Source organism: Ensifer sp. LC384, assembly GCF_001695865.1.
GTDB lineage: Bacteria > Pseudomonadota > Alphaproteobacteria > Rhizobiales > Rhizobiaceae > Ensifer.
Genome location: NZ_MBST01000014.1, coordinates 131,087 through 137,598, shown reverse-complemented (window position 1 = coordinate 137,598; position 6,512 = coordinate 131,087). Strand labels below are relative to the sequence as shown.

The window sequence follows — 6,512 nt, the reverse complement described above, 5'->3', positions numbered from 1 at the left end:
TAGCTCGTCAGGCTCATAACCTGAAGGCCGCAGGTTCAAATCCTGCCCCCGCAACCAGATCAAACAAAGCCCGCAGGACAGCAATGTCCGCGGGCTTTTTGACGTTCTGCAGCCCAACACAAACGTCAGCAGACCATCGGTCCGAGCCATTGCGCGCAATGCCTGGCCCCAGCACGCAGACATCTCCCGCGTCCGGGCGACGAACAACGGCGAGAACCGCGCACCATCGACGAAGACGAAAAAACGTCGTCGGATCGTGCAATTTGGCCTTGCAGCTCTAGTCGCTAGAGGTCGTAGCCTTGCGTCAAGATATGCAAGGAGGAGGTCATGGCAGGCAATATTCGCGAAAACCGCTATCGGGTCGAGGGCATGGATTGTGCATCCTGCGCCTCGAAGATCGACACCGCCGTTAGGCGCATGCCGGGCGTGGAAGATGTCTCGGTTTCCGTTGCTGCGGGTACGATGTCGGTCAGGCACGCCGACGACGGCGAGCTCGCGGTGAACATCGTCAGCAAGGTCGGAAAGCTCGGTTACCGGCTGCACCCGATCACCGCCCACCAGAAGTCCGCAATTGCTACCGTCCACACTTGCTCGGGCCATCACGATCATGACCATTCCCACGATCACGATCACGATCACGACGAGCATACGCATGAGCACGGCCACGCTCATGAACATCAGCACAGCCACAACGCGGCTGGGTCGGCCTTGTCGCAGCAGCCGAGTTCGCATGCACACGATCATGGCCCGACGAACGGCCCCTGGTGGCGATCCGGCAAGGGCCGGTTGACGATCGCCTGCGGCCTGGCGCTTGCCGCCGCCTACGACCTTGGCCACCTGGTTCCGGCCACAGAGCCCTGGATCTTCACGCTCGCCATGCTGGTCGGCCTCTTGCCGATCGCCCGGCGGGCTTTCGCCGCGGCAACCTCCGGCACGCCGTTTTCGATCGAAATGCTGATGACGATCGCAGCAGTGGGTGCCGTCTTCATCGGTGCGACGGAAGAAGCGGCGATGGTCGTGCTGCTGTTCCTTGTCGGTGAGTTGCTCGAAGGCGTTGCCGCCGGCAAGGCGCGGGCGAGCATCCAGTCGCTGACGGCGCTCGTGCCCAAGTCGGCCTATCTCGAGCGCGACGGCCGGGTCGATGAGGTCCCGGCCGAAAGCCTGGCGGTTGGCGCGGTCATTCTTGTTCGTCCCGGTGACCGCGTTCCCGCCGATGGCATCATCCTCTCCGGCGAAAGCGCCGTCGACGAGGCGCCTGTGACTGGCGAAAGCACCCCGGTGCACAAGGCAGTCGACGATCAACTCGTCGCCGGAACGGTCAATGGCGACGGAACCTTGCGCGTACGCGTAACGGCCGCTGCCTCCGACAACACCATTGCCCGCATCGTGCGGCTCGTCGAGGAGGCGCAGGAGAGCAAGGCGCCGACCGAACGCTTCATCGATCGCTTCTCACGCTACTATACGCCGGGCGTCGTCGTCGTGGCCGCCCTGGTGGTGATCCTGCCGCCGCTTCTGGGCGGCGGCGCCTGGAGCGAATGGATCTACAAGGGACTGGCGATCCTGCTGATCGGTTGCCCCTGCGCGCTGGTGATCTCGACACCGGCGGCGATCGCCGCCAGCCTTTCTGCCGGCGCGCGCCGCGGCCTGCTCTTGAAGGGCGGCGCCGTGCTTGAAAATGTCGGCAAGATCACCGCTGCAGCATTCGACAAAACCGGCACGCTGACCGAAGGCAAGCCGCGGGTCACCGATATCGTCGGCTTTGGACGCTCCGAGAACGTGGTGCTCGGTCTGGCCGCAGCCCTCGAGCAGGGATCGAGCCACCCGCTTGCGCGGGCGATCCTGCAACGCGCCGATGAGTTGAAGCTGCAGGTCCCGGGCATCGCGACGGTAAAGGCCATTGGCGGCAAGGGTCTTGAGGGGATTGTCGGCACCGCCGCCCTGTTCCTCGGCTCGCCGCAGGCGGCCAATGACCGCGTGCCGATGTCGCCGGAACAGAAGGCGCGCATCGCAGCGCTGAACGACGAGGGCAAGACGGTTTCGGTGCTGCTTTCTGACAATGAGGTCATCGGCGCCATTGCCATGCGCGATGAGCCGCGCCCGGATGCTGCGGCTGGCGTCAAGGCGCTGACCGGCGCCGGCATTCATGTCGTCATGTTGACCGGTGACAACCGCCGCACGGCGGAAGCGATCGGCCGTCAGTTCGGCATGGAAGTGCGCGCCGAACTGCTGCCACAGGACAAGCAGCGCATCGTCGGCGAATTGAAGAAATCGGGCTTCAATGTCGCGAAGATCGGCGACGGCATCAACGATGCGCCGGCGCTGGCTGCGGCCGATGTCGGCATCGCCATGGGCGGCGGCACGGACGTGGCCCTGGAGACAGCCGACGCGGCTGTGCTGCATGGTAGGGTCGCTGATGTCGCAGCAATGGTCCGCCTTTCCCGCTCTACCATGCGAAACATTTTCCAGAATATCACTATTGCGCTTGGCTTGAAGGCGGTTTTCCTCGTCACCACCATTGCCGGGATAACAGGGCTGTGGCCGGCCATTCTTGCCGATACTGGCGCCACGGTGCTCGTGACCATGAACGCGCTACGCCTGTTGCGGCCGGTCAAAACGGCCTGAAGCAAACGCATAAAACGGAACCGGCGGCATCGAATGCCGCCGGTTTTTTGTTGCGATCACGGCCGATCTGCCTGTGTATATTCACGCTGGACTCTCATCAGCGATCCGGTGAGAGTATAAGGAGATCTCGATTGAGGGCTTCCGCGCCGGGAAATCGATGATAAACTTATACCAAATGGTAAAAAAATCGCCGGCACGGTTTCTGGGAAGAAGACCGAAGCGGGCCAGTTTGGGGATCGCAAGGCCAATATGGACAGTATTGCCATCGAACTGCGTGGGATCGACAAGAGCTTCGGTCCTGTTCACGCCAACAAGAACATCAATCTGAAAGTCCGCAAGGGTACGATCCACGGCGTCATCGGTGAAAACGGTGCGGGAAAATCGACCCTGATGTCGATCCTCTACGGCTTCTACCAGGCCGACAGCGGCGAAATCCACGTGGATGGCAAGCACATCTCGATCCGGGATCCCAATGCAGCGATCGCCGCCGGCATCGGGATGGTGCACCAGCACTTCATGCTGGTCGAGAACTTCACCGTTCTCGAAAATGTCATGCTCGGCGCGGAGGAAAACCAGATCCTCAACAAGGGCATTGCCAAGGCACGCGTCGAGCTGAAGCGGCTGGAGCGCGAATACGCGCTCGAGGTCAATCCCGACGCCGTGATCGAGGAACTACCGGTCGGTCTGCAGCAGCGCGTCGAGATCCTCAAGGCGCTCTATCGCCGTGCCGATATCCTGATTCTCGACGAGCCCACCGGCGTGTTGACGCCGGCCGAGGCCGATCATCTCTTCCGCGTTCTCGAGCAATTGAAGAGCCAGGGCAAGACCATCATTCTCATCACCCATAAGCTGCGGGAAATCATGGCGATCACCGACGAGGTTTCGGTGATGCGGCGCGGCGAGATGGTGGCGACGCGCACGACGGCAGAAACCTCTGTCGAGGAACTCGCCGAACTGATGGTTGGTCGCCGTGTGCTGCTGCGCGTCGAAAAAGGCGAGGCGAAGCCCGGGGACGTCAGGCTTTCGGTCGACGGTCTGACTGTCAAGGACAGCCGCGGCGTCACCATGGTCGACAATGTTTCGTTCAACCTGCGCGCCGGCGAGATCGTCGGCATTGCCGGCGTCGCCGGCAATGGCCAGTCGGAGCTGCTGGAGGCGATCTCCGGCATCCGCCGCGCGGTCTCGGGCAACGTCTCGCTCAACGGCAAGGCGATCGACGTCACCGGCCATGTCGACCCCAAGGCGTTGCGCGATCGCGGCCTCGCTCACGTGCCGGAAGACCGGCATCACGTCGGGCTCGTGCTGAAGTTCGAGGAATGTGAAAATGCCATCCTCGGCTATCATCATGACAAGCGTTACCTCAACGGTGTGTTCCTGAATGTCGATGCCATCCGTAGGGATGCCGAGCAGCGGATTGCCGAATACGACATCCGCCCGCCGAATGCCCGGTTGAAGACCGCGAATTTCTCCGGTGGCAATCAGCAGAAGATCGTTCTCGCCCGTGAGATGGAGCGTGGACCGGATGTGCTGATTATCGGCCAGCCAACCCGCGGCGTCGATGTTGGCGCCATCGAATTCATCCACAAACGGATTATCGAGATGCGCGATCAGGGCAAGGCTGTCCTGCTTGTTTCCGTCGAACTCGATGAAATCCGCGCCCTGTCGGACCGTATCCTCGTCATGTTTGCCGGCCGTGTCGTCGGCGAGCGCGATCCCGACGCGACCGAGGGCGAGCTGGGCCTGTTGATGGCCGGCGTCGAAGGCCGCAAGGAGGCCGCAGAATGAGCAATCCCTATGCAAAGCTTCCGGCTTGGGTCGAATACGGCCTCGTCCCGCTGATCAATCTCGCCGTCGCGTTTCTCGTTGCCGGCCTCGTGGTTCTGCTCGTCGGCGAAAACCCGTTCGAGGCGGCCTATCACCTGATCAACGGTGCCTTCGGTCGCGGCGAATACATCGGCTTCACGCTCTACTATGCCACCACCTTCATCTTCACCGGGCTTGCGGTCGCAGTCGCGTTCCATGCCGGGCTTTTCAACATCGGCGGCGAGGGCCAGGCCTATGTCGGTGGCATCGGGGTCGCGCTCGCGTGTCTCTGGCTTGACCAGACGATGCCGTGGTTCGTGGTCTTCCCGCTGGCGATCATCGGTTCGGCCGCCTTCGGCGCGGCCTGGGCGTTCCTACCCGGCTGGCTGCAGGCCAAGCGCGGCAGCCACATCGTCATCACCACCATCATGTTCAACTTCATCGCGTCGAGCCTGATGGTCTATCTCCTGACCCGGGTGCTGAAGCCGCTCGGCTCGATGTCGCCGCAGACGCGCACCTTCGCCGAGGGCGGTCAGCTGCCGAAACTCGATTGGCTGCTGGCGATCTTCGGGCTCGATATCGGAACGGCGCCTTTCAACGTTTCGTTCCTGCTGGCGCTTGTTGCGGCCCTCGGCGTCTGGCTCCTGATCTGGCGCACCAAGCTCGGCTATGAGATGCGCACCATGGGTCACAGCCCGTCGGCCGCCCGTTACGCCGGCATGAGCGAGAGCCGCATCACCGTCATCACCATGATGATCTCAGGCGCGCTTGCCGGCATGATGGCGCTCAACCCGATCATGGGCGAGCAGGGCCGAATGCAGCTCGATTTCGTCCAGGGTGCAGGTTTCGTCGGCATCGCCGTCGCCCTCATGGGCCGCTCGCATCCGGCAGGCATCATCCCGGCCGCCGTTCTCTTCGGCGTGCTCTACCAGGGCGGCGCGGAAATCTCGTTCGAAATGCCGTCGATCTCGCGCGACATGATCGTCATCATCCAGGGCCTTGTCATTCTGTTTGCGGGCGCCCTTGAAAACATGTTCCGGCCGGCGATCACCCGGTTGTTTTCCACCTCCAGCCGGCGCGCCGCGGTCGTTGCCCAGACCAAGGGAGCCTGAGCCATGGATTTCTTCCACGTTATCGTAGTGCTCCTCGAGTCCACCATCCGCGTCTCCGTCCCGCTGATTTTCGCAGCCCTTGCTGGGCTTTTCACCGAGCGTGCCGGCATCTTCGATATCGGCCTTGAAGGAAAAATGCTCGGCGCGGCCTTTGCGGCCGGCGCGGTCGCGGCAATCACCCAGTCCGTTTGGCTCGGATTGCTCGCCGCCATCCTGATCTCGATTGCCCTGTCGCTGGTCCACGGCTACGCTTCCATCACTCAGCGCGGCAACCAGATCGTCTCCGGCGTTGCCATCAACTTCATCGTTGCGGGTTCCACGGTCATCCTCGGCGAGGCCTGGTTCCGTCAGGGCGGGCGTACGCCGGCACTGGCCGAAGGCGCACGGTTCCAGACGATCAATTTCCCCTTCGCGGACGCCATTCGCGATGTTCCCTTCATCGGGCCAATCTATGCCGATCTGCTCTCCGGGCATTTCATCCTGACCTATATCGCCTTTGCCATGGTGCCGCTCAGCTGGTGGATCCTCTATCGAACCCGCTTCGGCCTGCGGCTGCGTGCGGTCGGGGAGAACCCGGGCGCCGTCGACACGGCAGGCATTTCGGTGATCTGGATGCGGTATCGCGCCGTCATCTGCTGCGGCATCCTGTGTGGCTTTGCCGGCGCCTATCTGTCGCTGGCGATGACCGCCGGCTTCGTCAAGGGCATGACGGCGGGCAAGGGCTACATCGCGCTCGCCGCACTGATCTTTGCCAAATGGCGGCCGTTCAACATCATGCTTGCCTGCCTGCTCTTCGGCTTCCTCGATGCGTTCGCGATCCGTCTGCAGGGCAATCCCCTGCCGTTGATCGGCCAGGTGCCCGTGCAGCTGATGCAGGCATTGCCTTATATTCTCACCGTCATCTTGCTTGCCGGCTTCATCGGCAAGGCCATCCCGCCGAAAGCCGGCGGCGTCCCCTATGTGAAGGAGCGGTAA

At 62.6% G+C, this 6,512-nt stretch carries 4 protein-coding genes; all 4 read left to right on the top strand.

Translation table 11 applies throughout. The features are described 5' to 3' along the window. The first annotated feature begins 327 nt into the window (after positions 1-327). The 4 genes from BC363_RS13265 to BC363_RS13250 all read left to right on the top strand — a co-directional run bounded on the left by BC363_RS13265 (position 328) and on the right by BC363_RS13250 (position 6,512). Positions 328-2,622: a heavy metal translocating P-type ATPase gene (locus tag BC363_RS13265; RefSeq protein ID WP_065784789.1), complete on the top strand. Its 2,295-nt coding sequence runs from the start codon at positions 328-330 to the stop codon at positions 2,620-2,622. A 249-nt stretch (positions 2,623-2,871) separates the two neighbouring features. After that, positions 2,872-4,407 carry an ABC transporter ATP-binding protein gene (locus BC363_RS13260; protein WP_065784790.1) on the top strand — a complete coding sequence of 512 codons (1,536 nt, stop codon included), beginning with the start codon at positions 2,872-2,874 and terminating at the stop codon, positions 4,405-4,407. Next, a complete protein-coding gene (locus BC363_RS13255; protein WP_065784791.1) occupies positions 4,404-5,537 on the top strand; it encodes an ABC transporter permease in 1,134 nt (377 codons plus the stop codon). The genes BC363_RS13260 and BC363_RS13255 overlap by 4 nt, the downstream gene beginning before the upstream one ends. 3 nt (positions 5,538-5,540) lie before the next feature. Beyond that, positions 5,541-6,512, top strand: a complete 972-nt coding sequence (locus tag BC363_RS13250) for an ABC transporter permease (protein ID WP_065784792.1) — start codon at positions 5,541-5,543, stop codon at positions 6,510-6,512.